Raw genomic sequence first — 25338 nt, 5'->3', positions numbered from 1 at the left:
GCTGCCGAAACGGCGCGACCAGGTCGAACGAGGCGTCAATCGGCGTAGGCACTGGCGCGGACCGGCGGCCCAGTCCCGGGGCACGGGGCTGTCAAGGCTGAGGCGGCCGGTTGTCCACAGGCGCGCGCTTCGAGGCGCGGCCTGTGGACGACGCCGGCTCAGTAGGACGCGACGGTGAAGGTGGCGCTGCTGCTCACCATGGTCGGGGCCGCGCCGACGCCCACGCCGGGGCCGCCGTTGGCCACGATCGTCAGGATGTAGGCGCCCTCGGCGATGGGGCCGTTCGGGGAGGCCGGGAGACTGGTCGCGGGGTCGAGCGCGTAGAGCGACAGGTCGAGCGTGCAGATCAGCTCGGTGTCGTTCACCACGGAGACCGCGCCGCACTCGGCCACGCCCCGGTTGGTGGCGGCGTCGTATTTGCCGTTGACCAGGAACACGTGCGCGTTGGCGTCGTAAGGGTCGCCGTTCGGATCGAACGAGAGCTGCGAGAAGCCCGCGCCGACGATGTCGACGTCGACCGTCGTGCCGAGCGCGCTCGTGTTGGGCGAGATCGTGATGCCGTTGCTGTAGGAGAACGGGATCGGCGTGTCGGCGGTGGAGTTGTCGTTGTCCTCGGGCAGGCCGTTGTTGTCCGGGTCGAGGCTGCTCACCTTGCCGCCCGGCGCCGTCACGACCAGGTCCAGGTTGGTGCCGGCGGCGTGTGGGCCGGTGACCGCCGTGAAGCTGCTGCCGTTCGCCGCTACCTGCAGGTTGGTCAGCGGAACCCCGTCGATCGAGGCGGTGGTCGTCGTGGTGGCCGAGCCGAGACCCGTACCGTTCACGGTGATCGACTGTCCACCGCCGGCCGCGCTGGCCGCCGGGACGATCGAGGTGATCACCGGCTTCTGCGCGAGCGTGTATGTGCCGGCGGCGAGCAGGGTGCTGGCGACGGTGGAATCGGTGTCGTAGACGCAGACACTCCACTTGGCCACGGACTGGTCCCCGAGGAGCACGAGGCCGTCGTAGTTGACCGTGCTCGGATCGCCGTTGGAGTCCGTTGCCGGATAGGCGCTGGTGGGCAGGTCGAAGGCGATCTTGTTAGTGCCGATCCGCCGGACGGTGGCGGGATCCACGGTCAGAGCCCCGGCCGTGGTGGTGATGCCCGAGATCGCGATCTGGGTGACCGGGCGAGCCGTGGCGCTGCACGCGGTGTTGTTGCCGCCGATGTACTGGAACTGGACGGTCGGCGTAGTGCCGACCGGGAACGGCGCCGAGGTCGCGGCGACGGTGCCGACAAGGGTTCCGCGGGCGCCGCTCGGCCCGACCGAGACGTTCAGGGTCAACGGCAACGGGTCGGCCCAGGCCGGTTCGGCCACGGCCACCACCGCGGCCGTGGTCAGGACCACCGACGTCAACCCGAGTCCAAGTGAACGGCGAAGCACGCGCTGGGACATTCCGAAGCCCTCCCCCGAAGTTCGCGGCGCCACCGGGCCACCGCGAAATCAGCGTATCGAGCATGATTTGCCGGTCATGCCCAAAAGGTGAAGCCCGGCCTCGAAAAACGAGACCGGGCTTCGCAGCATTACTGGGTGGTGCTTACTCCTGGGTGAACACGAAGTCGGCCGACGGCGAGACCGGGCTGCTCCACGCCGGGGTGTAGCTCGAGTCCGTGACCTTGATCGGGCAGGTACCGGCGTACGTGGTCGTGCCGAGACCGGCCGAGACGCCCGACACCGACGGCGTGACAACCGTCAGCGAGGTGCCGGCGGTGTTGACCACGGTGGTCGGGTAGGTGGCCTCGACGCCGCAGAAGAACACGTGCGCGGTGCCGCTGACCGCCCAGTTGGCGTTGGTCTTGTCGAAGTTCGTTCCGGTCAGCACGACAGTCGTGCCACCGGTCGACTTGCCGGTGCTGACGCTCGTCGCAGTGATCACCGGGCCGGTCTTGACGTCGGCACCCGTGTCGGCCGTGAGGAAGCTCTTGCTCACGCCGTTCTGCGCGATGGTGATCGTGTCGTTCGACTCGTCCATGCCGGCCGTGCTCTTGAAGGTCAGGTAGTTGCCGACCTGGGCCGTCAGAACGGCGTCGGTGGTGTTGCTGGCCGTGAGCTGGTCACCCTGGTTCAGGCCGCCGGTGGTCGTACCCGCGTAGACCTTGACCTCGGTGGCGTCCTTACCGCCCAGGGTCACCTTGAGGGCCGCGGCGGCCCGCGGGTCGAAGGCGTACCCGGAGCCGGCCTTCACGCGGATGTACTGGCCACCCTGCGAGAAGAACCGCTGGGTCTGCTGAGCGGTGGCCTGGCCGGAGCTGTTCTCGGCGATGACCGGCTTGCTCGCGACCGCGACCAGGCTGGCCGGCGGCACGAACGTGATGGCGGACGCCTTGGTCAGCACGTCGCTGCCAGTGAAGTTGATGTTGACGGCCTCGGCGACGCCGTTCGTGCTGGCGGCACAGGTGCCGGGCGTCTTGACGCTGAGGGTCGTCGGGCTGGTCACGACGTAGGTCATGATGCTGGTGCAGGAGCCGAGGTCGACGCTGACGACGTTGTCCTCGGACAGCGGCGTGGCGTTGGCGCCGGAGACCGTGAGCAGAACGACCTGCTTCGCGGTGAGGGCCGCGACCTTGCCGTTCGACGGCGACGTAACGGTGATCGTGCCGGATACGGCGGCGTAAGCGGGAGCCGCCATCAGACCGGTCGCGAGGGCGGCGGCACCGACGAGGGCGACGGCACGGCCGCGGGCGGCCCGGGACTGGAAGAACGAGGGAGCCATATCGGCCTCCGAGCTGACGGACTTGCGCATGCGTGTGTCCTCCTACGGTCTTACGAACCGCGTCGGTTTGGTTTAGGTAGGCCCGCGCTGTCCGAAGGAGGTCGGGCCGTCTCGGGGAGCGTAACTTGCCGTATTCGCGTAGTTACTGCGAGTTGCGAATTTGGTTCGGCATTGCCCTGATCCCGATTGGTGACCCACCGCACCTGAGCTGCTCCGGGCAAAAGTCTGCTGGATCTGACGCCCGCGCCGACTGTTCCCTCGACCGACACCTTGGGGGAGGACGACGTATGAGGAAGCACCTGCGCCGTACGGCACTGGGGGCCCTGGCTATCGGGGCGATCTCCGGCGTGGCCGCCATCGCGCTGCCCGCCACCACGACCGCCGCCACCGAGTGGCAGCCGTCGACCTACAACCTCAGTGAGCCCGCCGCGCAGCTGCTGCCCGCCACCGTCTCCGCCGCCAAGCCCGTCCGGGTCGTGAGCACCAGCGTCGACGCCAGCGGCAAGCCGGTCATCAAGGTCACCACCGCCACCAGCAAGTCGGCCGCCGCCAGCGCCGTCAAGTCGGGGCAGGACGCTCAGGGTGCGGTCGGGGTCGAACTCGACGCCGTGGTCACCGCGTCCGACGCGCCCACCGGCACCGACACGTACCGCAGCCAGCAGTGGGACTTCAACAAGATCTCGGTCGCGAGCGCCTGGACGAAGTCGACCGGCTCCGGCGTGACCGTGGCCGTGCTCGACACCGGCGTGGACGCCAAGCACCCGGACCTCGCCGCCGACCTGGTCGGCGGCTACGACGCGATCGCCAACACGGCGGGCGTCACCACCGACCCCAACGGGCACGGCACGCACGTGGCCGGCACCATCGCCGCGGTCACCGGCAACGGCATCGGGATCAGCGGCATCGCGCCCGGCGCCAAGATCATGCCGATCCGGGTGCTCAACGACAAGGGCTCGGGCTACATGTCCGACACCGCCGAGGGCATCATCTGGGCGACCGACCACGGCGCGGGCGTCATCAACATGTCGCTCGGCGCGACGTCCCAGGTCACCGCGGTCACCAACGCCATCTCGTACGCCCGCAGCAAGGGTGTCGTGGTCGTGGCCGCAGCTGGCAACGAGCGTCAGGACGGCAGCCCGACCAGCTACCCGGCCGCCGACGCGGGCGTGATCGGCGTGGCCGCCACCGACTCGTCGGACAAGGTCGGCTCCTACTCGAACGCGGGCAGCTACGTTGACGTGGCCGCCCCGGGATCGTCGATCCTCAGCACCTACCCGACCGCACTGGGCGGCAAGACCGGCTACGCCACAATGAGCGGCACCTCGATGGCGTCGCCGCACGTCGCTGCGGTTGCGGCGCTGCTCAAGGCGTACGACAAGAGCCTCACCCCGGACCAGGTGGAGTCGGCGCTCGAGACCTCGGCCGTCGACCTGGGCACCAAGGGTCGCGACAACGACTACGGCTACGGCCGGATCGACGCCGTGGCCGCGCTCGCCGCTGTCACCAAGGCCACCACGGCTCCGACGACCGCGCCGGCCACGACGGCCCCCGCCACCACGGCTCCGACGACCACCGCGCCCACGACCGCACCGGCCACCACCGCGCCGACGACGGCTCCGACCACGGCGGCCCCGACGACGAGCCCGACGAAGCCGGCCGTCAAGGTCACCCCGTCGATCCGGGTCACGACGTCGACGACCTCGTCGGTCTACGGCGCCACGGTCACGGTCACCTACGCCCTCACGGCGAACAACGCGCCCTTCGCGTCCCAGCCGGTCAAGATCGTCATGACCCCGGCCGGCGGCAAGGCCACGACGATCGCGGCCACCACCGACGCGTACGGGAAGGTCGTCTTCTCCCGCTCGGCGACCGCGCCCTTCCAGGTCCGCCTCGACGTGCCGGCCTCCGACTCGGCCAACCCGGTGAGCTCGCCGACGGTCACGTTCTCGGTCCGCTCGACCGCCTCCGTGACCAGCCCGGCCGCGCGCCAGCTCGAGCTCAAGCTGGCCGGCCCGTCCGGACAGACAATCGAGGTGCAGCGGCTCGAGAAGAGCAAGTGGGTCAAGTACGGCACCTTCACCGCCGGGACGGGCACCACGCTGGTCAAGCCGCTGCCGTCGGGCGCCACGGTGCGCCTGGTCGTGCCGACCAAGGCCGGCGTCACCGGTGTAACCACGGGTTCAGTCAAGATCGCCTGACCGGCAAACCGACGGAGAAGCCCCCGGGGTCAGCCTCGGGGGCTCAGTCGTGCCCACTCCCGTTCGAGAGCGGCGACCGTCTGGCCCGACGACGGGCGGCCGCGCGCGGCGGTGGCGACGGTGACCACGCTGCGATCCGGGGACACGCGCCAGCAGACCAGCGTCGTCGGCACCACCCGGGGCCGGGCGCCGGGATCATTCCGTACGGTCTTGGTGCACCGCGCCCGCCCCACCGTCCAGCCGTCGTCGCCCACGATCGCGAGCTCGGGCTGACCGGTCAGGTCGAACGCGGCCGACGTGACCCGGATGGTCGCCCCCGGCGCGGACTCGTCGTGCCGGTTCACCGCCTCGGCGGCCGTCATGCCGGGCGACGCGGACACCGACAACGAGGGTGACGGCGTCGGGGTCGGGCTGGTCCGCTGCCGGGCGCCGTCCCGGGTCACCTTGCCCGGCCCGGTCGACGCCGCATCCCGCGCGCGCGACCGGGACACCGACGGTGACGGCGACGGCGAGGTCGGCGGGACCCGCGGCCGCAGGACCGGGTGGTCCTGGATGCTGGCGGCCGTGTTCTCGGCGACGGTGTAGGCCTGCATGCCGAACACTCCGGCGGCACCGAACACAGCCATCCCGGCCAGCCCGACCCCGAGCTGTTTACGCCGCTGGATGCGCCGCTCCCGCGTTCCCGAGCGATAGACGCCGTTCTCGTCGTGCACTGTCATCGCGCGCAGTTTCCCGTGGTCGTCCGGCAGGTCCGGGTTTCATGCTGCCACCCAGACGGACAAACCTCACCAAAACCGCCGATACGCGATGCCGAGCACCTGATCCCATCCGATCAGAGCGCTGTCGAATGAAATGATCATGCGGTTTACTTCTCAACCATGGGCATCATCTCCCGGGGATTCGGTGGCCGGCGGCGCGAGTCGGTGCCCGGACTCCCGCCCGGCCAGTACCTCACCCATGACTTCCCGGTGCTCTCGGCCGGGCCGACCCCGCGCATCCCGCTCGACCGCTGGCGCTTCACCGTCACCACCGAGACCGGCGAGAAGACGAGCTGGGACTGGAAAGAGTTCCAGGCCCTGCCGGCCGAGGACGTCACGGTCGACATCCACTGCGTGACCAAGTGGTCGAAGCTCGGCACCACCTGGCGCGGGGTCTCGATCGAGACTCTGCTCGAGAACGTCGACACCGTCGCCGAATACTCGATGGTCCACAGCTTCGGCGGGTACACCACGAACGTACCGCTGGAAGATCTGCTCGACGGCAAGGCCTGGATCGCCTACCAGTTCGACGGCGAAGATCTGCATCCCGAGCACGGCGGGCCGGCCCGGCTGCTCATCCCGCACCTCTATTTCTGGAAATCGGCCAAGTGGGTCAACGGCCTGCAGCTGATGCCCGAGGACGAGCCCGGCTTCTGGGAGGCGGCGGGCTACCACATGTACGGAGACCCATGGCGCGAACAGCGGTATCAGGGCGACTGACCTGGCGGGCGGCGACGCTCGCCGAGGCCCGCTGGGAGTCGCCGACGGCGCGCACGCTCGTGCTCGACGTGCCGGACTGGCCGGGCCACCTGCCCGGGCAGCACATCGACGTGCGGCTGACGGCCGAGGACGGCTACCGCGCACAGCGCAGCTACTCGATCGCGTCCGCGTGGCAGCCCGGGGGCAAGGTCGAGCTGACCATCCAGCGGCTGGACGACGGCGAGGTGTCGCCCTATCTGACCGACGTGATCGAGGTCGGCGAGCAGCTCGAACTGCGCGGGCCGGTCGGCGGGTGGTTCGTGTGGCGTCCGCAGCAGACGGCGCCGGTGCTGCTGGTGGCGGGCGGCTCGGGGCTGGTTCCGCTGATGGCGATGGTGCGGGCCCGGGCCGTCGCGGGCACCCGGCAACCGTTCCGGCTGATCTACTCGGTGCGTACGCCCGAAGACCTGCTGTACGGCGATGAGCTGCGTCGACGCGTACGGGAAGATCAGGGTCTGGACGTGCATCACGTGTACACGCGCAAGACACCTGACGGATGGCCCTCACCTGCGAAGAGGATCGACGTGGCCGCCCTGAACACGTACGGTTGGCCGCCGGACTTCGGGCCGGACTGCTACGTCTGCGGTCCGACCACGTTCGTCGAGACCGCCGCCGACATCCTGGTCGCGCTCGGTCACGACCCACGCCGGATCCGCACCGAGAGATTCGGGGGTACGTCGTGACGAGCACACCGCTCGACGGCAGCTCCACCGCGGGCGGTGGCCTGCCGCTCGACGGGAACGCGATGGCGGGCGACCTGCGCGAGATCTTCGCGGTGGACGTGACCGCGGCCCGATACGTGTGCGCGGGGTGCACCCACACCGACGCGGTCGGCACGCTGATGGTCTGGCCGCACTCGCCGGGTCTGGTGGCGCGCTGCCCGCACTGCTCCGACGTAGTGATCCGGGTGGTGCGGGCGCCCGGCCGCGTCTTCCTCGACCTGCGCGGGAGCGTACGGCTCGAGGTTCCGCTCGAGGGCGGCTGACGTGCTCCCCGCCGGCGAGCCGGTGCTCAGCCCAGCGCCGGACCCCGAGCTCTTCGCCGGACTGACCGCGGCTGGGCCGGACGGTGCCGCGCTCGACGGGGCCGGGGCGGACGGCGGGGAACGGCCGGCCGGTCCGCCGGAGGACCCGCTGCTGGCCGAGATGACCCGGGCCGGCGCCGGCGAGGGCCCGGACGTCGCCGCGACCATCCGCGCCGAACAGGACGAACTGATCCGGACGACACCGGAGAGCGTGCTGATCATCCAGGGCGGCCCGGGCACCGGCAAGACCGACACCGCGCTGCGCCGGGTGGCCTGGCTGCTGACCGAAACCGCCCTCGGCGTGGACGCCGAGGTGCTGGTGGTCGGGCCGTCGGCCGCCTTCGCGCAGCGCACCCGGGCCCTGCTCGACGCATGGGGCTGCGCCGGGGTCGAGCACAGCTCGGTCGACGGGCTGCTGCCCAAGGCGGCTACCGGCCGCCCCGAGTCACCGCACGTCACCCGGCTCAAGGGCGAGGCCCGGATGGCCGCGCTGCTCGGCCGGGCGATCGAGAAGCGCCGGGAGCGGCAGGGCCGGGTGCCGGCCCTGATCGTCGTACGGGGAAAGGTGGTGACCCTCGACCCGGCGATGATCCAGCGGGTGATCACCACCGCCAAGGCGAGCGAAGCGACCCCCGGCGACCGGCGGCGTCTGCTGCGGGCCGCGCTCGTGGCCGGCACCGAGGATCCGCGGCTCATCCTCGAGGCGGCCGACCAGCTGGCCGACCGGTTGTGGCCGGAGTTCGATGCGGCGACGTTCCTGGCCGAGCTGTTCGGATCGCGGGCGCTGCTGGCCGAGGCGGCGGGCGGCGAGTTCACCGACCGCGAGACCAACGCGCTGTACCGCGGCGACGCCGAGGATCCGCCGTTCAGCGACGCCGACCTGCCGCTGCTCGACGAGGCCGAGCACCTGTCGGGCCAAGAGCCGCGTACGTACGCCCATGTGGTGGTCGACGAGGCACCGGACCTCTCCCCCATGCAGTTGCGGGCGATCTCCCGACGTTCGTCGAACGGTTCGCTCACCGTGGTCGGCGACATGGCCCAGTCGACCGGGCCGTGGGCGCGCGACGACTGGCACGACGTGCTCGCGCACCTGCCGTCGGCGATGCCGCACGTGCACCGGGAGTTGCGGTTCGGCTATCGCGTGCCCCGGCAGATCTTCGAACTGGCGGCCGAGTTGCTGCCGAGCGCGGCGCCGAGCGTGCAGCCGCCGACAACCGTGCGGGACGGGCCGGCCGACCCGATGGTCGCACCGGTCGAGCCGGCCGAGCGGGCGGCCGTGGTGGTCGCGGCGGCTGCGGACCACGCCGCGGACGGGCGCTCGGTGGCCATCGTCTGCCCACCACGCTGCCGGGACGAGATCGAGACGCTGCTGCGGGCCGAGGAGTTGCCGTGGCGGTCGGCGCCGGGCGACGAGCGCAGCCCGGCGATCACGCTGCTCGGGCCGCACGAGGCGAAGGGCCTGGAGTTCGACGCGGCGATCGTGGTCGAGCCGGGTTTCATCGTGGACGACGACCCGCGCGGGCATCGGCTGCTGTACATCGCGCTGACCCGGGCGACCGGGTTTCTGCACCTGGTCGGGGCGCCGGAGGATCTGCCGTTCGTACCGTCGGGGCCGGCCTTTGAACCGGACGACGTGACGCCGCTCGCGACGCCGGCGGATATCGCGGTATCGGCGGACATCGTGGCGCCCGTGGATATCGTGGCGCCGACGGACATCGTGGCGCCGGCGGTGGGGGAACCCCCTTCCCCACTGCCGCCGGCGCCACCGGTAACGCTCGACCCGGAGGTGCAGGAGCGCATCGACCTGGTCGCTCAGGCTCTGGCCGAGACCCTGCTCTCGAACCTGACCCCGGAACTGTGGCCGATCGCGCTCGACCGCCTGATCGAGCTGATAAGTCCGGACTCCTGAGGGACGCCGCCAGGCGGGATCTGAGCCCCTCCGCAGCTTGAGTCTTTAGTTTCGGAAGCCGCTGCGCAGCCGCTGGGCCAGTGACACCGGCGCGGGTGGCCGGTTGGGCACGGTGGGCCGCGCGGCGGTCGGGCGGGAACGGCCGACCGGGCGGTCGTAGTCGGCGGTGGCGATCGCCTCGATGATCTGGCCGTCACCGAAGTTTTCCGACTCGGGGATCGATGGGACGAACCCAACCAGGATCCCGTTGCGCATGATCTGGGCCTCGAGACCGGCCGTGCCGTCGTTGTCCCAGATCGCCTCGCGACCGTCGGACAGCGTGACGCGGATGCCGTATTGCGTGATGCCGGCCTGCGGCAGCTTCACGTGGGCGAAGACGTTGCGCGCTCGCAGCGTTTCGACGATCCGAACAGCCCGTTCTTCTTCCATGTGAGGAACGTAGTCCGGCGCCCTGAGCAGAGCCTGAAGATCGGCTGTGGTGCTCGTGTGAATGCCCTGTCACGCAGCGAGATCGACGCTGGTCACATCGACGAACGTTACACGTGCGTAATGGGAAAGTCACCGTCTGTCTTTTATCAAGGTCCTGAATTACCGTTCAGTAACCGGAGCGCTCCGGCTTCCTCTCCCCCACGGACCGGAGGCCACCCCATGGGCCGACGCCTATCCCGACTCGGCTGTCTCGCCACTTTTGTGTCGCTGCTGACCCTCACCATCGCCGCCCCCGCCGCCGCGGCCGGCTACGACTCCACCGACTATGTCGCGCTCGGCGACTCCTACTCCTCGGGGGTCGGCGCGCCCGGCCAGAGCGGCCTCTGCCTGCGCAGCTCGCAGGGCTACCCGGGCCGGTGGGCGGCGGCCAACAAGCCCAAGTCGTTCACCAACCTGGCCTGCAGCGGTGCCGAGACCGGCGACGTACGCAACCTGCAGATCCCGTTCCTCAGCAGCTCGGCCGAGCTGATCACGATCACGATCGGCGGCAACGACGCCGGATTCGCCTCGACCGTGATCGGCTGCCAGGTGGGCACCGACGCGGCGTGTGCGGCAAAAGTCGCTTCCGCCCGTACGGACATCGAGAACTCGATTCCCGGCAAGCTCGACGCCACGTACGCGGCAATCAAACGCAAGGCCCCGAACGCCGAGGTCGTCGTGCTCGGCTATCCGCAACTGTTCGACACGTCGTCGGCCTCGTGCGGGATCGCCGGCATGAGCCTGGCCAAGCGGCGCGTGCTCAACGAGGGCGCGCGGCTGCTCAACGACGTGATCGAGGGCCGGGCCGGAGCGGCCGGCTTCACCTACTCGGATGTCGAGGACGAGTTCGCCGGCCACGGCATCTGCGCGTCGAGCCCCTACCTGAACGGGCTGACCGTCATCCCACCGCAGAACTCGTTCCACCCCAACGCCACCGGCTACACCAGGGGTTACCTGCCCGCTTTGAACAGCGCGCTCTGACCCTGAACGGCACCCGTACGAGACCTCCCGGTCGCACTCGCGACCGGGATCGTCTCTGCCATGGCCCAGGTTTTCGCTACTCTGCTGCTGCTCGACGTCGCGCTGGTGATGATCGCGCTGGTCGACTGTCTCCGCGCCGACGAGAGCGCCATCCGCACCGCGCCCTGGGCCGCCTGGATGTTCGCCATCCTGCTGCTGTCGCCGATCGGCGCGATTGCCTGGTTCGTCAAGGGCCGCCCGGTGCCGGCCGTCCCGCTGCGGCCGCGCCCGGTGTTCGTCGCCCCCGACGACAACCCCGAGTTCCTGAAGTCGCTGGCCGACCGCCTCGGTCAGTAACGACCTGACTTCGCCGGCCGACCACCTGGGTCAGTAACGACCTGACTTCGCCGGCCGGCCAGCTCGGTCAGTAGCCGCCGACGTAGTGGTAGCCGGCGTTCAGACTGCCCGGCGCCGGCCGGACCGGGGCGAGCGCGTCGAACGGTTCGACGTCCAGGTCGCGGATCACCTGGAACTTCGCGTCGACCGTGGGCACGTTGACCACGCCCGGCGCGGTGCCCCGTTCCACCCAGTCCATGAGCGGTTGCAGGAACTCCGGGACACCGATCTCCGACGGTGTCGTGGACGCCTCCGGGCCGAACAGGCAGTGGTAGCCCGCCGGGATCATGTAGAGGCGTGCGTACGACTGACTGCCGCCCCGTTTCTGCACGGCGGCGTAGTAGTCCACAGTCGAGAACGGCGGGATCGAGGGATCGGCCCAGCCGTGATAGAGAATGATCTTGCCACCGCGGGCCCGGAACGCCGACAGGTCCGGGTTGTTGGCGTTGTAGATCGCGTCGCCCAGCCGGTTCAGTCGGTCGAAGGTCGCCGTGTCGAACCGTACGTCGCTCAACTGGAAGTCCGGCTGGACGCGGGCGAACCCCAGGTAGCGGAACCAGTCGAGCGCGATCGCGGCGGTCGGCCCGTCCAGCGGTGAGCCCGAGTCGACCACGAAGGCGCCCCGCCACCCGAGCTCGGACCCGTACGGCATTCCGCCGTTGTAGAGCCCGCGCGGACCGCGATAGAAGTCGGTCACGGTCGCGACCTGGGCCGGCGTCAGACAGGCCGGGGTGTCGCGGCCGGCCCGGCAGAGCATCGACGACGGCTGGAAGCCGCAGCGCCGGGGATCCTGGATGACCTCGCCGCACGCCTTGACGACGGCCGCGTGCAGGGCGGGCAGCTTGCCCGAGCCGAGAATCTGCCGGCCCGCGGCGTCAATGTTGCGGGTGACGTTCCACGCGTTGAGCAGAGCCAGCGGCGCCAGATTGTTGGCCGGGGCTCCGGCCAGCAGTCCGTCGAAGTCGCCCGGGAAGCGCTGAGCCAGGTTCAGCGCCTGTCGCCCACCGGTCGAGCAGCCGTCGAAGTAGCGGTGCGCCGGGCCCCGCCCGAAATAGGCTTTCATCACCGCGTCGGCGACGTAGCGCAGGCGATGCTCGGACAGCAGACCGAACTCGAGCCGCGCCCGGTTGTCACCGCCCCACGTGGCCGGCCCGCTCGCGGTGTGGCCGGTGTCATCGGCGGCGACCACCAGGTGGCCGTCGAGCGCCGCGGCGCAACTGAAGCCCACCGGGGGCAGGTCGAGCCCCGGCACCGCGCCGCACAGCCCACCACAGCCGACCTGCACGTACTGGCCGGTCCACCCGCTGACCGGCAGCCGCACGGTGAAATGCGTGGCCGGCCGGATCACCCCTTTGACCTCACACATCGAGGTCGGCTGCCGCAGTTGGACGGTAATCACCGCCGCCGACGTCACCGACGCCTCCGGAAGCCGGGCCGACGCCAGCGACCCACAGCTCACCGCGGGATCGGCGGCCCGGGCGGGAGTGGCCAGGGTTTGAGCCGCCCTTGCAGGAGCAGCCAGGGGCTGAGCCGCCCTTGCAGGAGCAGCCAGGGGTTGAGCCGCCTGGGCGGGAGCAGCCAGACCGAGTATCACCGGAATGGCCATGACGAACACCATCATCGTGTGTCTCCTCATAGGAGAGACGCTAGGAAGCCGACGGCGGCGGCGAATCGGGCCGCGGACGGGTCTTGTCGTCATCCCCCAGACGGAGCCGAGGCAGGGCCGGGCGGGCTACGAAGAACCGGGTGGGTCCATGCGAAGGCGGGCAGGCCAGTCGGATCAGCCGAGCAAGCAGGTCAGCCCGGCAAGCAGGTCAGCCCGGCAAGCACGTCAGCCCGGCAAGCACGTCAGCCGGGCGGGCCAGTCAGGCCGGCCGGGGGCGGGCTGGCACGCCAGGAGGGCCAGCGGGCGGGCGGTCCAGCTGGCCGGCGGACCGGCGGCGTCGCTGATCGCGGTCGAGGGTGGCGGTGGTGGTTCCCGGGGGGCCGTGACGGCACAGCTGTGGTCCGGTGACGTGTCCACGCGGGCCGCGGCGGCGCTGCTCGAGCTCGAGCGGACCGCCTGCTGGGCGCAGGCGCGGACTGTTGTCACCCCGCGGGCGGGGCTGTGCCGGGGCGGACCAGGCCGCACTCGTAGGCCAGCACCGCCGCCTGGACGCGGTCGCGCAGGCCCAGCTTGAACAGGATCGCTGACAGGTGGGTCTTCACGGTGGCGCGGCTGAGCGTGAGCCGCTCGGCGATCTCGTCGTTCGACAGGGCCCGCGCGACCAGCACGAACACCTCGATCTCGCGGTCGCTGAGCGCGTCGAGCGCGGGCGGCGGCGCCCCGCCGGGCAACTCGCCGGCGAAGCGGTCGAGCAGCCGCCGGGTCACCGTGGGCGCCAGCAGCGCCTCGCCGCGGGCCACCACCCGGATCGCCGCGGCCAGGTCGTCGGGGCGGGTGTCCTTGAGCAGGAAACCGCTGGCCCCGGCCCGCAGCGCGGCAAACACCGGCTCGTCGAGGTCGAAGGTGGTCACGATGACCACCCGGGCCGGGTTCCCGGTCGCGGCCAGCTGCCGGGTCGCCTCGATGCCGTCCATCCGGGGCATCCGCACATCCATCAGCACGACGTCGGGACGCAGCGACTCGGCCAACGCCACCGCCTCGACCCCGTCACCCGCCTCGCCCACGACTTCGAGATCCTCCCGGCTGTCGACGATCATCGCGAACCCGGCCCGCACCAGCTCCTGGTCATCGGCGATCAGAACCCGGATCACCGCAACACCCGATCACCGTCGTGGAAAACACCGAACACCACGGCGCCCGACCCCCAACCGGACACGGCTCCGACCACCGCTGCCCCCGGCCACCGACAGGCCACGGCCCCAGCCACCGCAACACCCAAGCGCCGACGGGTCAGGGCTCCGACCACCGCAACACCCGAGCGGTTCACGGCCTCGGTCATCGCCAAAGCCGACCACCGAAGGGCCACGGACCCAGCCACCGCAACACCCAAGCGCCCACGGGTCACGGCCCCAACCACCGCAACACCCGAGCGGTTCACAGCCTCGGTCATCGCCAAAGCCGACCACCGACGGGCCACGGACCAAGCCGCCATCACAACCAACCACCAACGGAACACGGTCCCAGTCACCACCACACCCAACCACCAACAGGTCATGGTGCCGGCCATCGAGACACCCGAACGCCAGCCCGCACGGGCAGATCCGCGACCACCCGGAAGCCGCCGCCGCACCGCCAACACACCACGAACCGCGACACCCGAACGCCGGCCCGCAGCGGGCAGTTCGGTGAGCGCGCGGAAGCGGCCGGCGGACTTCCGAAGGGCGACGGGCCCCGTCATCGCGATGCCCGGCCGTCGGCGGGTATGGGCAGGTCGGCCAGCACGCGGAAGCCGCCGCCGGGCTGTGGGCCCGCGTCCAGCGTGCCGCCCAGCAAGCGGGCGCGCTCGCGCATGCCGACGATGCCGCGGTGGCCGGAAGCGTCGGCGCGGCCGGTCGCCCGGGCCGGGCCGTCGTCGCTGATCTCGACCAGGATCGAGGCCGGCGCCCGGGTGACGCTGACCCGGGCGTGGGTCGAGCGGCTGTGTCGCAACGTGTTGGTCAGCGACTCCTGCACGATCCGGTAGGCCGACAGGTCGACCGCGGCGGGCAGCGGCTCGCCGCCCGGCCGATGGTCGAGCTCGACCCGCAGACCGGTCTCGCGCAGGCCCGCGGTGAGCGAGCCGAGCTGGTCGAGGCCGGGCTGCGGCACGTCGACGCCGGACGCCTCGCCGGCGCTCATCGTCTGCAGCAGCACCCGCAGCTCGGCCAGCGTCGACCGGGCCGCCGTGTCGATCGCCCCGAGCGCCTTGCGGGCCAGATCGGGGCGGGCGTCGAAAATGTCGGCGGCCGCGCCCGCCTGCACCACGATCACCGAGACCGTGTGGGTCAGCACGTCGTGCAGTTCGCGGGCGATGCGGGCCCGTTCCTGGGCCAGGATGCGGCGCTCCGCGTCCTGGCGGCGCAGGCGGCGGACCCGGCCCAGCTCGCCCAGCGCCCAGCCGAGCGCCGGACCGGCGACGGCCAGCATCAGGTTGCGCCAGTCGCCGGTCGCCAGTTTCCACGGCGTGGCCGCGACCAGCAGCCCCAGGATCCACAACGACCGCCGGGGCGGACGGACCAGCGCATATGAGGCGAGCACCGCGGCGACCTGACCCAGCCAGCCGACGTCGGGCGACAGCGCTTCGATCCCCACCCCGGCCACGATCGCGACGGCCATCGCCGTCTCGGGGCGGTGCCGGACCCACGCCACCGCGCCCGCCTGGATGGTGGCCAGCCCGAACGCGGCGACCCAGGCCGGCCCCGACTGCGGCCCACCCGGTGTGATCACCAGCAGCGACGTGAGCAGCAGCCACAGCATGACCGCGCCGATGAGGTCGGCGCGGCGTCGCAAGTGGAGGCCGGTGCGCATGCCCACGATCGTAGGTATCGCGGCGCCCGCGGTCATCGACCCAGGGATTGACATCACGGTCAGTCCTGGGACCGATCAGGAGACCTGTTGCGGCTTAGTTGAAGCAATCAATAAACTCCCCTTCCAGATAGCCACCGATCTATCCCTGGGGGACGCATGAAGCGATCCGCGATCGCGCTGCTGGCGATGGCCCTGACGGTTCCGGCGGCCCAGCCCGCGACCGCCGCCGGGCCGTCCGGCACCTACTCGGGCGGCACCGCGCACTGGGCACCCCTGCCGAGGGCCGGCACGGCCGATGAGACAGCCACCGTTGTGGTCGACCCGTCGCAGGAACGGCAGCGCTACAGCGGCATCGGCTTCTCGATCGACGAGACCAGCGTCTCGAATCTGTGGAAACTCACCCCGGCCGAGCGGGAGAAGGCCGTCAAGCTTCTCGTCGACCCGAAGAACGGTGCCGGGTTCGATCGATTCCGGCTCACCATCGGCAGCCCCGACCTGATCGAGCACCTGCCGTTCTGGTCCTATGACGAATTGCCGGCCGGTGTCACCGAGGACTTCGACCTGAAGTATTTCTCCATCCAGCGCGACATCGACCTGCACATGGTCGAGGCGGTCAAGCTGATTCAGAAGTACAACCCGGACGCGACGTTCTTCGCCTCGGCCTGGAGTGCACCGTCCTGGATGAAGACGAACAACCGGTTCACCGGCGAGGTCGCCCTCAAGCCGGGCAGCACGACCGAGCATTATCAGGTCGGCAAGCTGCGGGACGATGCGATCGACGTGTTCGCCCGGTACTACGTGAAGTACCTGCAGGCGTACGGGAAAAAGGGAATTCGCATCGATGCCCTGACTCTGCTCAACGAGCCGGGGATGGACGTCGTCTATCCGGCGATGGACATCAGTGTGGAGCAGCAGCAGAAACTGGCCGTGGCGATCAAGCGCGAAGTCCGGAGAGCGGGACTGCGGACGCAGCTCTACGTGCACGACTTCAACTTCTGGGATTGGCGCGACCCGAACAGCACGACGACCAAGAACTACTACCGGATCATGAACGATCCGGCCACCCGGAAAGCCGCCGACGGAATCGCGTTCCACCCCTATTGGGGCGATCCGGCGGTGATGCGCGATGCTTACGAGGCGTACGGGAAACCGGTCCACATGACCGAGACCAGCGATCTCAACCCGGCCACCGTGCTCGACTATTTCCGGCTCGACGCCAGCAGTTATGTGCTGTGGGCGCAGACGACCGACCAGACCGGCGGCACTCTGCACTGGACCGATAAACGCGACAACAATGTGGACTGGGAAGAGGTCGGCCGTACCACCAAATGGCCCGACCGGATGGTCAAGGTCAACACCGAGACCCAGACCTTTTCCGTACGCGGTGAGCTCTATGCGCTGGGCCAATTCGCTCGCTATCTGACCCCGTCCGATGTACGCGTCGAATCCAGCGCGGCGTCGCGCGGAGTCGCGAACGTCGTCTACCGCGACGGCGACCGGTTCACCGCCGTGCTCGGCAACTCGGCCGCGAGCCCCCGAAATGTCCAGTTCATCGGGGGCGGGACGGTGACCGTGCCCGCCAACTCGTACGCCACGTACCGGTGGACGGCCGACCTGAACAACCGCCACAACCACGCCCCGGTGCTGCGCGACGTACCCGCGGTGACCGCCGACCAGTACGCGACCACCACGTTCCGTCTGTCGGCCACCGACCGGGACCGCGACCGGCTCGCCTACTACGCCACCGACCTGCCCGCCGGCGTCTCGGTCGACGCGACAACCGGAGTGGTGACGCTCAGCCCGACGACCGCGGGCCCCCAGCGGCTGACCTTCCACGTGACCGACGGCCGGGCCCGCGACACGGTCACGGTCGACGTGAACGTCGTGCCGCACGGCGCACCCCCGGGCGTACGTGTGGAAGCGGAGTCGTACGCCGCGCAGCACGGCTGGACCGAGGGTGGCGCCAACTTCGTCGAGAGCAATGCCGGCGCCAGCGGCGGCCGGAACATCGGCTGGACCGCGGCCGGGAACTGGCTCAGCTACCGCGTCGACATCGCGCAGCCCGGGACCTACGACCTCGAGCTGCGCGTCGCCAACGGCACCGGCGCGGTGGCCACCGACGCCATCACGTTCCGCGACGCGGCGGGCGCGACGCTGGCCACCGTCTCGGTGCCGGACACCGGCGGGTGGGCCGCTTATCAGTCGGTGCACGTGCCGGTGACGCTGCCCGCCGGCGACCAGCTGGTCACGGTCTACTGCGAGACGGGCGGCTTCAACCTCGACTACTTGTCTTTAGTCTGATTTCAGGGTGGCGGGCGGGGCGGTCGGACGGATGTCTTTAGTCTGATTTCAGGGTGGCGGGCGGGGCGGTCGGACGGCTGCAGCTCAGCTGACGTCGGACGGGTGCCGCTGCCACGGTGGCGGCACCCGGACTACTGCCATCCCGGCCGCGGTCGCCGCCCGTACGCCGAAATCGGTGTCCTCGAAGACGACACAACGCTCGGGCGCCACGTCGAGCAGCTCGGCCGCGGCCAGGAAGCACTCCGGATCGGGCTTGCCGTTCACGTAGTCGCCCGCACACACCAGCACGTCGAAACGGTCGAGCAGCCCGAGCGCGGTCAGCGACGCGGTCACCGAATCCCGCGCGCTGCCCGAGACCACAGCAAAAGGCACTTTCCCGTACGCGTCCTGAATGTGCTCGAGCACCTCGGGCACCGCGGTCACCTCGGGCAACAGCTCCTGGAAGTACTTCTCCCGCTGCTCGTTCACCTCGTCGACCGGCATGGCCAGCCCCTGCCGCGCGTTCAGCTCGGCGATCACCGTGGCCGGCGGGCGCCCGCCCCAGGCGTAGAACAGCTCTTCGTCGAACGTCGCGCCCCACGGTTCGAGCGCGCGCAGCCAGGCCCGGTGGTGCACCGGCATCGAGTCGGCGATCGTGCCGTCGCAGTCGAACAGGTACGCGTCGAACTCGCCTTCGGGCAACGGCATTTTCATGATCACCAGACTAGTGGTCCGAATTCGGGGGGCGCCGTTCGTCGGAAGTGTGTATCCGCACACGACGCCGGGAGGCCCCGCATGATCGACAGCCAACTCGCCCGCCGGGCGGTCACCATGGTGTTCCTGCTCAACGGTCTGACGCTGTCCACCTACATCGTGCGGGCGCCGTCGTTCAAGTCGGCCCACGACCTCAGCGACGCCCGGTTCGGGCTCTCCGGGCTGCTGTTCGCCCTGGCCGCGCTGGGTTGCATGCAGGCCGTCGGGCCACTGGCGGCACGGGTCGGCACGCGAGCCGTCCTGCGCACCGCGCTGACCGTGATGCCGATCCTGCTGGTCGGGCTGGCGTTCGCCCCCGGACCGTGGTGGTACATCGGTGGGGCTGCAGTGCTCGGCGGTGTCCACGGTGCCACCGATGCGGCGATGAACGCGAGCGCGGTCGCCGTCGAACGGGAACTCGGACGGCCGATCCTCAACGGGTGCCACGCGGCCTGGAGCGTCAGCGCGGTGATCGCGTCGCTGTCCACGGCCGCCCTGGCGCATTTCGGGGTCACCCTCGCCACGCACCTCACCGTGGCGGGAGCTGTCCTCCTGGTGGCAGGCGTGCTGATCGGACGACAGCTGCCGGACACTGGACGCTTCGCGCAGGAACCGGGCGCCGCGGTTTCGATCCGCTCGGGGTGGAGCCGCCCACTGCTCGTCCTCGGCCTGACCGCCACCGCGCTGATGATCTGCGAGGGGGCGGCGCTCGGCTGGGGCGGAATTTTCCTGTACGAGGCCAGGAGCGCCTCGCTGAGCCTGGCCGCGGTGGCGATCACGGCGTACACCGGTGGTCAGACCCTGGGCCGGCTGGCCGGTGATCGGCTCAGCCACCGCCCCGGACTGTTCCGAGCCGGCGCGCTGACCGCGGCCGCCGGTTTCACGGTGGCCGTCCTGATCCCGCACCCGGGTGTGGCCGTGGCCGGGTTCGCGCTGGCCGGGCTCGGCTCCTCGGTGCTGGTGCCGCTGACCTTCAGCGCCGTCGGCCGGCTGCCGGGCGCCTCCACGGCGACGCTGACCTCGCGGCTGACCACCTTCACCTACAGCGGGATCCTGCTCGGTCCGGCCCTGATCGGCTGGGTCGCCGACCACGCCGGCCTGGCCACCACGATGATCGCGGTGATCCCGTTGATGCTGCTCGTGGCGCTGGTTCCCCGCCCCCGGACGGAACGAGGCGGCCGGCTTTCACCGACCGCCTCTCCGATCTAGTCGAGCAGCGCCGTCACGGTGCCCGCGGCGACCGTGCGGTTGCCCTCACGGACCGCGAAACCGGTGCCGGCCTCGAGCGCGACCGGCTTGCCCAGCGTCACCGTGACCTTGTCGAGCGTGTCGCCCGGCATGACCAGGTCGAGGTCACCCAGGTCGAGGCCGCCGGACACGTCCGTGGTGTGGAAGTAGAACTGCGGCCGGTAGTTCGACTCGAACGGCGTGTGCCGGCCACCCTCCTCCTTCGTGAGCGCGTACATGCGGGCCTCGAACTTCTGGTGCGGGGTCACGCTGCCCGGCAACGCCACCACCTGGCCGCGCTGCACCTGGTCGCGCTTGATGCCGCGCAGCAGGATCGCCGCGTTGTCGCCGGCCTCGGCCGTCTCGAGCGACTTGCCGAACGTCTCGAGCCCGGTCGCCACGGTGGCGACGGTGGGCCCGAGCCCGACCACCTCGACCGCGTCACCGACCCGCAGCGTGCCGCGGTCGATCTTGCCGGTGACCACGGTGCCGCGCCCGCTGATCGTGAGCACGTTCTCGATCGGCATCAGGAACGGCTCACCGAGCTCGCGCGGCGGGATCGGTACGTACTCGTCGACCGCGTCGAGCAGGTCGACCACCGACTGCACCCACTTCGGGTCGCCCTCGAGCGCCTTCAGCGCGCTGACCCGTACGACGGGAACCTCGTCACCGGGGAACCCGTACTCGCTCAGCAGCTCCCGCACCTCGAGCTCGACCAGGTCGAGCAGCTCCGGGTCGTCCACGGCGTCGCTCTTGTTGAGCGCCACCACCAGGTGCGGCACGCCGACCCGCTGGGCGAGCAGCACGTGCTCGCGGGTCTGCGGCATGCTGCCGTCCTGCGCGCTGACCACGAGGATCGCCCCGTCGACCTGAGCCGCGCCCGTGATCATGTTCTTCACGTAGTCGGCGTGGCCCGGCATGTCGACGTGCGCGTAGTGCCGGTTCGGCGTCTCGTACTCGACGTGCGCGATGGTGATGGTGATGCCGCGGGCGGCCTCCTCCGGCGCCTTGTCGATGCCCTCGAACGCGACGTACCGGTTGGAGGCCGGGTCGCGGTCGGCGAGAACCTTCGTGATGGCGGCGGTCAGGGTCGTCTTCCCGTGGTCGACGTGCCCCATCGTGCCGATGTTGAGGTGCGGCTTCGTACGGATGAACTGGCTCTTCGCCATGATTTCTCAGTCCTCACTGGATGTAAGGCAATTCGGGGTTGCGCCACCTGCCTGCCAAGCCGGGAGCGCCAGAACCGCGCATGGAGCGACCACCCTTCCCCGGGGTTCTGCTGCTGGTGGGGAAGGGTCAGATTCGGGTATCGGCGCCGCTGAGCGAAGGCACGCACGCGGGAGCCGCCCCGAGGGGCTGCTGCAGACCGGGTGCGTACATGCTGATCACGGTAGGCCAGAACGCCGAACCCCTCCACCGTATTTCCGCGCCGGCGAACAGGGGTGGCTACCAGGTGAAGGTGGGGCCCTTGGCCTTGCTGGTCAGGGTCTGGCCCTCGCGCTCGTAACTGAACGAGACGACCACGGCGTACGAGTGGCCGCGGGCCGGCTTGGCGGATTCGGGGCCGCAGTTCTGGGTGCCCAGGCGGCCCTCGAAGGACAGGTTGTCGCAGGTTCGGGGGCCGTCGACGGTACGGCCGGTGCTGGTGTCCTGCAGTTCCACCGTGATGCGGCCGCGGCCACCGCCGGGGCCGGTCAGGGAACCCTGGTAGCGGATGTCACGGCCGCTCATCCGGCACGGCTTGGCCACCACGCCCATCTTGGTCTGCCAGTCGACCGCGATGCCGGAGCTGCACTCCCACGGGCCGTACGGCTTGGCCTCGGGCTTGGGGGAACGCGTCGGTGACGGCCGGGTGTGCGTGGCCGCGGGGGCGGCGGAACGCGGCGGCGCCGGGGGCGCGGGCGTGGCCGAGGGGGAGATCGGCCGGGAGTCGGCGGCGAGAGCGCGGCGGCCGGGAGCACCGGCCGGGGTGGTGGCGGCGGCCGTAGCTGCGGCTCGGCCCGGTGCGGCCGCTGCCGAGCTGGGGCGGGTCAAGGTGGTCGATGCAGGGGCGGTGACCACCTGGGGAGCGGCCAGGTCCTGCGGGGTGCTGTCGGAGCGGCCGATGTTCCAGGCCGTGGTGGCGACGGCCGAGGCGACCATCGCGCCGGCGATCAGGGCCATGGTGGCGCCGGGGCGGGCCCAGCGCCAGCTCGGGACGGCGTTGCGGCGCTCGGGGCGGCGCGGTGCGGGGACAAGTGATTCGGGGGGCGGGGGCAGGAGCGGTTCCGACCGTACGGGCTCGATCGCGGGCTGCAGGATCGGCGCCGGACGCGCCTGTTCGAGCAGGGACTCCGTGGACGGTGGCGGCAGAGCCGGGACGTCGGCGAAGCGGCGGGCGGCGTCGGAGAGGTCGGCCACCAGTTCGGCGGCGGTGGGGCGCAGGCGGGGCTTCTGCTCCATGCAGGCCGTGATCACGTCCCAGACCGGGCCGGGGATGCCGGGGCGGCGGATCGGGTTGCCCTCCAGGTGGCGGCGCATCAGGTCGGGGATCGAGTCGCTCATGTACGGCGGGTGTCCGCTGACCAGTTCGTACAGGAGCACGCCGAGCGCGTAGACGTCCGTCGCGGGGCTGGCCGTGGCGCCGTGGAAGGCCTCGGGCGACATGTAGTGCGGGGTGCCGACGACCGCGCTGGGCGTGGTCATGCTCGGGGTGTTGAGGATGCGGGCCACGCCGAAGTCGGTCAGGCGGGTGTCGGGGCGGCCGTCGGCCATCGCCAGCAGGATGTTGTCGGGCTTGAGGTCGCGGTGCACGACGCCGAGGTCGTGCGCCTCGGCCAGCGCGGCGGCGACCTGGGCGGTCAGCCGGGCCGCCTCGCCGGGGCCGACGGTGTGCTCGGTGCGCAGCAGGTCGCGCAGGCTGCCCCCGCTGACCAGGTCCATCACCAGGCCGATGGTCTCGCCCACGCTGAACAGGTCGCGCACCCGGACGACGTTGCGGTGGCGCAGCATCCGCAGGATCGTGCGCTCCTGCACGAACCGGGTGACCAGCTTGGGCTGGCGCAGCAGGCTCTCGTGCAACAGCTTGACCGCCACCGACCGGCCGGTGGACTGGTCGAGCGCCTCCCACACGGTGCCGGTCGCGCCCTGGCCGATCGGGCGCTGGAGCACGTACGAGCTGCCGACGCACCGTCCGCTCAGGTCCATGGTCGACGTGCCGTACGTGTCGGCGCGTGCTCCGACACTGGAACGATCAGCCGTGCGATCCTGAGTCACTCGAAGTCCTTCCGAAGCGGACAGTGCCCCGGAATATTGGCTTTTGTCCGGATCGAAAGGCAAGCCTCAGCGCCCGGTTTCGCACCTTCGGTCGGAGTCGCGGAATCCCCGTTACTTGGCGGTGGCGCCCTCGTTCGAGGGTTGAGTACCGGCCAGCGTTCGGATCGCCCCCAGCAGGGTCGATCGGGTGAACGGCTTCTCGATCAGCATGCTGTTGTCGTCGAGGTGCAGCTGCGGGCCGAGCGACGCCGCCGTGTAACCCGACATGTAGAGCACCGGCAGGTCGGGCCGGTGCGTGCGCAGCGCCGCAGCCAGCTCGGGACCGGTCATCGTCGGCATCACGACGTCGGTGATCAGCAGGTCGGGATGCGCTCCGGCCGCGACCAGGCTGACCGCCTGCAGCACGTCGGTGGCGACCGTGATGGCGTAGCCGGCCGGCTCGATCAGTCGCTGTACGAGCTGGGCCACCTCGGGCTGGTCCTCGACGATCATGACCCGGCCGATCACCGCGGGCGCGCCCTGACGGCCGGCCACCGAGGCGGTCTTCTCCTCGGCGGCGGGCAGGTAGAGGTGGACCGTGGTGCCCATCCGCGGCTCGGACTCGAGCTCGATGTGACCACCGATCCCCTGCACGATGCCGGCCGTGGTGGCCAGGCCCAGACCAGCGGCGGTCGGGCGGGTGGTGAAGAACGGCTCGAGCGCGCGCTGGCGTACCTCGTCGGTCATGCCGACACCCGTGTCGGTGATGACGATGTGCACGAGCCGGCCGGGCGGGACCCCCTCCGGGCCCTTGCCCGCCTCGACGACCTCGTTCATCGCGGCCACCCGCAGCATGCCGCCGTGCAGCATCGCGTCGCGGGCGTTGGCGGCCAGGTTGACGAGCGCCTGCTCGAGCGGGCCGCGTTCGGCCTTCACGGCCCACACATCGGGACCGAAGGCCAGGTCAAGACCGATGTGCTCGCCGAGCGTACGGGAAAACAGGCTCTGTACGTCGGTCAGGAGGTCGGGGATCGGGATGATCTCGGGGCGGTTGCCGTCGCTGCGGCCGAACGCGAGGAGCTGGTGGGTCAGCGAGCGCCCGGTGCCGACCGCCTCGAGGATGTCCTCGGCCAGCCGGTGGTGCTGGCTGTCCGCGTCGCTCGACGAGGAGATCATCTCGGCCGAGCCGCCGACCACGGTCAGCAGGTTGTTGAAGTCGTGCGAGATGCCGCCGATCAGCTGGCCCAGGCTGTCGAGCCGGCGCAGGTGGTCGAGCTGGCGCTTGAGCCCGCGGGCGTCGATGTGGTCGGTGGTGTCGGTGACCATGCAGACCACGCCGGTGAACTCGCCGTGGTCGCCCATCAGCGGCATCATGCTGATCCGGACGCTGCGCTGCGAACCGTCGGCCCGCATGAGCCGCGTGCCGCCGACCGTGGAGCGGCCCTCGCGGCACTCGTTGATGCGGCGGTTCAGCTCCTTCTGGCCCTGGTCGTTGAGGAAGCCGCGCAGCGAGACCCCGACCAGCTGGGACCGGGGCATGCCGAGGACGACACCGATGGGTTCGTTCGCGTACGTGACCACGGCGTCCGGATCCAGCTGCAGAACGCCCTCGGGAATCGTCTCGAGGACCCGGCGGTAACGCTCCTCGCTGGCGCGCAGCCGTTCCAGGGCGCGGGCGCTCGAGCAGGCCAGGGCCAGCTCACCGGCGATGTCGCGGGCCAGCTCGACCTCGGCCGTGGAATAGAAGGATCCGGGCGCCTCGCGGGTCAGCACCAGATAGCCCGCGTACGTGTTGTCGACGATCACCGGGCACAGAACGGCCGAGTGGATCTCGTGTTCCTCCCCGGCCAGGGGCTCGACGCCGTCGCCGGCCAGCACGATGGGCCGGCGGCTGGCCGCGAGCGCCGTCGAGAAGTCGTCGTCGGGGAGCTGGTCGACGTGGTCGAGCACCCGGGCCATCGAACCCGAGCGCTCGTCGTCGATGTGGTGGTACGTGATCGAGTCGTACCGGCCGTCGTCGCGCAGCAACTGGACACCGGCGCCGTCACCGATCATGTCGGCGGCGGCGCGGGCGGCCGTGGACTGCACGGCGGCGGGATCGTGCGAGACCCGGCTGAGCGCCAGGGCGAGATCGGCAAGTGCGTACCGGAGGGGGTAAGCCATGACAC

At 70.6% G+C, this 25338-nt stretch carries 20 protein-coding genes; 9 read left to right on the top strand and 11 right to left on the bottom strand.

Annotated elements, in window-relative coordinates:
* Nucleotides 1-158: 158 nt before the first annotated feature.
* Together KOI35_RS23340 and KOI35_RS23335 are read right to left on the bottom strand one after the other, a co-directional pair.
* Nucleotides 159-1385 (bottom strand): IPT/TIG domain-containing protein, encoded by a 1227-nt coding sequence (locus KOI35_RS23340; protein WP_308121147.1) that lies wholly within the window; start codon nt 1383-1385, stop codon nt 159-161.
* Between the two features lie 190 nt (nt 1386-1575).
* Complete coding sequence (locus KOI35_RS23335; RefSeq protein WP_215789999.1) at nt 1576-2781, bottom strand: IPT/TIG domain-containing protein; 1206 nt, start codon at nt 2779-2781, stop codon at nt 1576-1578.
* Nucleotides 2782-3038: 257 nt separating this feature from the next.
* Here KOI35_RS23335 and KOI35_RS23330 point away from each other — a divergent pair, with 257 nt between their 5' ends.
* Nucleotides 3039-4949, top strand: a complete 1911-nt coding sequence (locus tag KOI35_RS23330) for a S8 family peptidase (RefSeq protein WP_215789997.1) — start codon at nt 3039-3041, stop codon at nt 4947-4949.
* 29 nt (nt 4950-4978) lie between these two features.
* Here the strand turns inward: KOI35_RS23330 and KOI35_RS23325 are convergent, their stop codons facing one another.
* A complete protein-coding gene (locus tag KOI35_RS23325; protein ID WP_215789995.1) occupies nt 4979-5668 on the bottom strand; it encodes a hypothetical protein in 690 nt (229 codons plus the stop codon).
* A 159-nt stretch (nt 5669-5827) separates the two neighbouring features.
* Here KOI35_RS23325 and KOI35_RS23320 point away from each other — a divergent pair, with 159 nt between their 5' ends.
* The 4 genes from KOI35_RS23320 to KOI35_RS23305 are packed head-to-tail and all read left to right on the top strand — an operon-like array spanning nt 5828 to nt 9399.
* Nucleotides 5828-6427 carry a sulfite oxidase-like oxidoreductase gene (locus KOI35_RS23320; protein ID WP_215789993.1) on the top strand — a complete coding sequence of 200 codons (600 nt, stop codon included), beginning with the start codon at nt 5828-5830 and terminating at the stop codon, nt 6425-6427.
* The gene (locus KOI35_RS23315) at nt 6397-7149 is read left to right on the top strand and encodes a ferredoxin reductase (RefSeq protein ID WP_215789991.1); all 753 of its coding nucleotides are present in this window, start codon (nt 6397-6399) and stop codon (nt 7147-7149) included. The genes KOI35_RS23320 and KOI35_RS23315 overlap by 31 nt, the downstream gene beginning before the upstream one ends.
* The gene (locus tag KOI35_RS23310; RefSeq protein ID WP_308121129.1) at nt 7146-7451 is read left to right on the top strand and encodes a DUF6510 family protein; all 306 of its coding nucleotides are present in this window, start codon (nt 7146-7148) and stop codon (nt 7449-7451) included. The genes KOI35_RS23315 and KOI35_RS23310 overlap by 4 nt, the downstream gene beginning before the upstream one ends.
* Before the next feature lies 1 nt (nt 7452).
* The gene (locus KOI35_RS23305; protein WP_215789989.1) at nt 7453-9399 is read left to right on the top strand and encodes an AAA family ATPase; all 1947 of its coding nucleotides are present in this window, start codon (nt 7453-7455) and stop codon (nt 9397-9399) included.
* Nucleotides 9400-9444: 45 nt separating this feature from the next.
* Here KOI35_RS23305 and KOI35_RS23300 read toward each other — a convergent pair whose 3' ends face one another.
* Complete coding sequence (locus KOI35_RS23300; RefSeq protein WP_215789987.1) at nt 9445-9828, bottom strand: hypothetical protein; 384 nt, start codon at nt 9826-9828, stop codon at nt 9445-9447.
* Nucleotides 9829-10047: 219 nt separating this feature from the next.
* Here KOI35_RS23300 and KOI35_RS23295 point away from each other — a divergent pair, with 219 nt between their 5' ends.
* Complete coding sequence (locus KOI35_RS23295; protein ID WP_215789985.1) at nt 10048-10848, top strand: SGNH/GDSL hydrolase family protein; 801 nt, start codon at nt 10048-10050, stop codon at nt 10846-10848.
* Nucleotides 10849-10908: 60 nt separating this feature from the next.
* Nucleotides 10909-11184 carry a PLD nuclease N-terminal domain-containing protein gene (locus tag KOI35_RS23290; protein WP_215789983.1) on the top strand — a complete coding sequence of 92 codons (276 nt, stop codon included), beginning with the start codon at nt 10909-10911 and terminating at the stop codon, nt 11182-11184.
* A 67-nt stretch (nt 11185-11251) separates the two neighbouring features.
* On the opposite strand, the gene KOI35_RS23285 is transcribed toward KOI35_RS23290, so the two are convergent.
* From KOI35_RS23285 to KOI35_RS23275, 3 genes are all read right to left on the bottom strand, one after another.
* Entirely contained in the window at nt 11252-12859 is a 1608-nt protein-coding gene (locus KOI35_RS23285; RefSeq protein WP_246613636.1) for a tannase/feruloyl esterase family alpha/beta hydrolase, read from the bottom strand.
* Between the two features lie 452 nt (nt 12860-13311).
* Nucleotides 13312-13980, bottom strand: a complete 669-nt coding sequence (locus tag KOI35_RS23280; protein WP_215789981.1) for a response regulator — start codon at nt 13978-13980, stop codon at nt 13312-13314.
* 583 nt (nt 13981-14563) lie between these two features.
* The gene (locus KOI35_RS23275; protein ID WP_215789979.1) at nt 14564-15676 is read right to left on the bottom strand and encodes a sensor histidine kinase; all 1113 of its coding nucleotides are present in this window, start codon (nt 15674-15676) and stop codon (nt 14564-14566) included.
* Between the two features lie 156 nt (nt 15677-15832).
* Between KOI35_RS23275 and KOI35_RS23270 the strand changes: the two genes are divergently transcribed.
* The gene (locus KOI35_RS23270; protein ID WP_215789977.1) at nt 15833-17977 is read left to right on the top strand and encodes a carbohydrate-binding protein; all 2145 of its coding nucleotides are present in this window, start codon (nt 15833-15835) and stop codon (nt 17975-17977) included.
* 84 nt (nt 17978-18061) lie between these two features.
* On the opposite strand, the gene KOI35_RS23265 is transcribed toward KOI35_RS23270, so the two are convergent.
* Complete coding sequence (locus KOI35_RS23265) at nt 18062-18670, bottom strand: HAD family hydrolase (protein ID WP_215789975.1); 609 nt, start codon at nt 18668-18670, stop codon at nt 18062-18064.
* Between the two features lie 81 nt (nt 18671-18751).
* Here KOI35_RS23265 and KOI35_RS23260 point away from each other — a divergent pair, with 81 nt between their 5' ends.
* Complete coding sequence (locus tag KOI35_RS23260; RefSeq protein WP_215789973.1) at nt 18752-19918, top strand: MFS transporter; 1167 nt, start codon at nt 18752-18754, stop codon at nt 19916-19918.
* On the opposite strand, the gene tuf is transcribed toward KOI35_RS23260, so the two are convergent.
* The 3 genes from tuf to KOI35_RS23245 form a co-directional block, all read right to left on the bottom strand.
* Nucleotides 19915-21105 carry an elongation factor Tu gene (gene tuf / locus KOI35_RS23255; protein ID WP_215789971.1) on the bottom strand — a complete coding sequence of 397 codons (1191 nt, stop codon included), beginning with the start codon at nt 21103-21105 and terminating at the stop codon, nt 19915-19917. The two genes, KOI35_RS23260 and tuf, sit on opposite strands and share 4 nt — an antisense overlap.
* Nucleotides 21106-21382: 277 nt before the next feature.
* The gene (locus KOI35_RS23250) at nt 21383-23191 is read right to left on the bottom strand and encodes a serine/threonine-protein kinase (RefSeq protein WP_308121128.1); all 1809 of its coding nucleotides are present in this window, start codon (nt 23189-23191) and stop codon (nt 21383-21385) included.
* Between the two features lie 111 nt (nt 23192-23302).
* The gene (locus tag KOI35_RS23245; RefSeq protein ID WP_246613635.1) at nt 23303-25333 is read right to left on the bottom strand and encodes a hybrid sensor histidine kinase/response regulator; all 2031 of its coding nucleotides are present in this window, start codon (nt 25331-25333) and stop codon (nt 23303-23305) included.
* Nucleotides 25334-25338: the final 5 nt, after the last annotated feature.

Source organism: Paractinoplanes bogorensis (assembly GCF_018829635.1).
Classification (GTDB): Bacteria; Actinomycetota; Actinomycetes; order Mycobacteriales; family Micromonosporaceae; genus Actinoplanes; species Actinoplanes bogorensis.
The sequence above is the reverse complement of the archived record's forward strand: the minus strand, read 5'-3'. Positions and strand labels throughout refer to the sequence as shown.

Coding starts and splice junctions, on each gene's coding strand:
- KOI35_RS23335 (WP_215789999.1), bottom strand. CDS start 2,781: ATGCGCAAGTCCGTCAGCTCGGAGGCCGATATGGCTCCCTCGTTCTTC.
- KOI35_RS23325 (WP_215789995.1), bottom strand. CDS start 5,668: ATGACAGTGCACGACGAGAACGGCGTCTATCGCTCGGGAACGCGGGAG.
- KOI35_RS23330 (WP_215789997.1), top strand. CDS start 3,039: ATGAGGAAGCACCTGCGCCGTACGGCACTGGGGGCCCTGGCTATCGGG.
- KOI35_RS23285 (WP_246613636.1), bottom strand. CDS start 12,859: ATGAGGAGACACACGATGATGGTGTTCGTCATGGCCATTCCGGTGATA.
- KOI35_RS23320 (WP_215789993.1), top strand. CDS start 5,828: ATGGGCATCATCTCCCGGGGATTCGGTGGCCGGCGGCGCGAGTCGGTG.
- KOI35_RS23245 (WP_246613635.1), bottom strand. CDS start 25,333: ATGGCTTACCCCCTCCGGTACGCACTTGCCGATCTCGCCCTGGCGCTC.
- KOI35_RS23295 (WP_215789985.1), top strand. CDS start 10,048: ATGGGCCGACGCCTATCCCGACTCGGCTGTCTCGCCACTTTTGTGTCG.
- KOI35_RS23265 (WP_215789975.1), bottom strand. CDS start 18,670: ATGAAAATGCCGTTGCCCGAAGGCGAGTTCGACGCGTACCTGTTCGAC.
- KOI35_RS23270 (WP_215789977.1), top strand. CDS start 15,833: ATGAAGCGATCCGCGATCGCGCTGCTGGCGATGGCCCTGACGGTTCCG.
- KOI35_RS23290 (WP_215789983.1), top strand. CDS start 10,909: ATGGCCCAGGTTTTCGCTACTCTGCTGCTGCTCGACGTCGCGCTGGTG.
- KOI35_RS23275 (WP_215789979.1), bottom strand. CDS start 15,676: ATGCGCACCGGCCTCCACTTGCGACGCCGCGCCGACCTCATCGGCGCG.
- KOI35_RS23260 (WP_215789973.1), top strand. CDS start 18,752: ATGATCGACAGCCAACTCGCCCGCCGGGCGGTCACCATGGTGTTCCTG.
- tuf (WP_215789971.1), bottom strand. CDS start 21,105: ATGGCGAAGAGCCAGTTCATCCGTACGAAGCCGCACCTCAACATCGGC.
- KOI35_RS23315 (WP_215789991.1), top strand. CDS start 6,397: ATGGCGCGAACAGCGGTATCAGGGCGACTGACCTGGCGGGCGGCGACG.
- KOI35_RS23300 (WP_215789987.1), bottom strand. CDS start 9,828: ATGGAAGAAGAACGGGCTGTTCGGATCGTCGAAACGCTGCGAGCGCGC.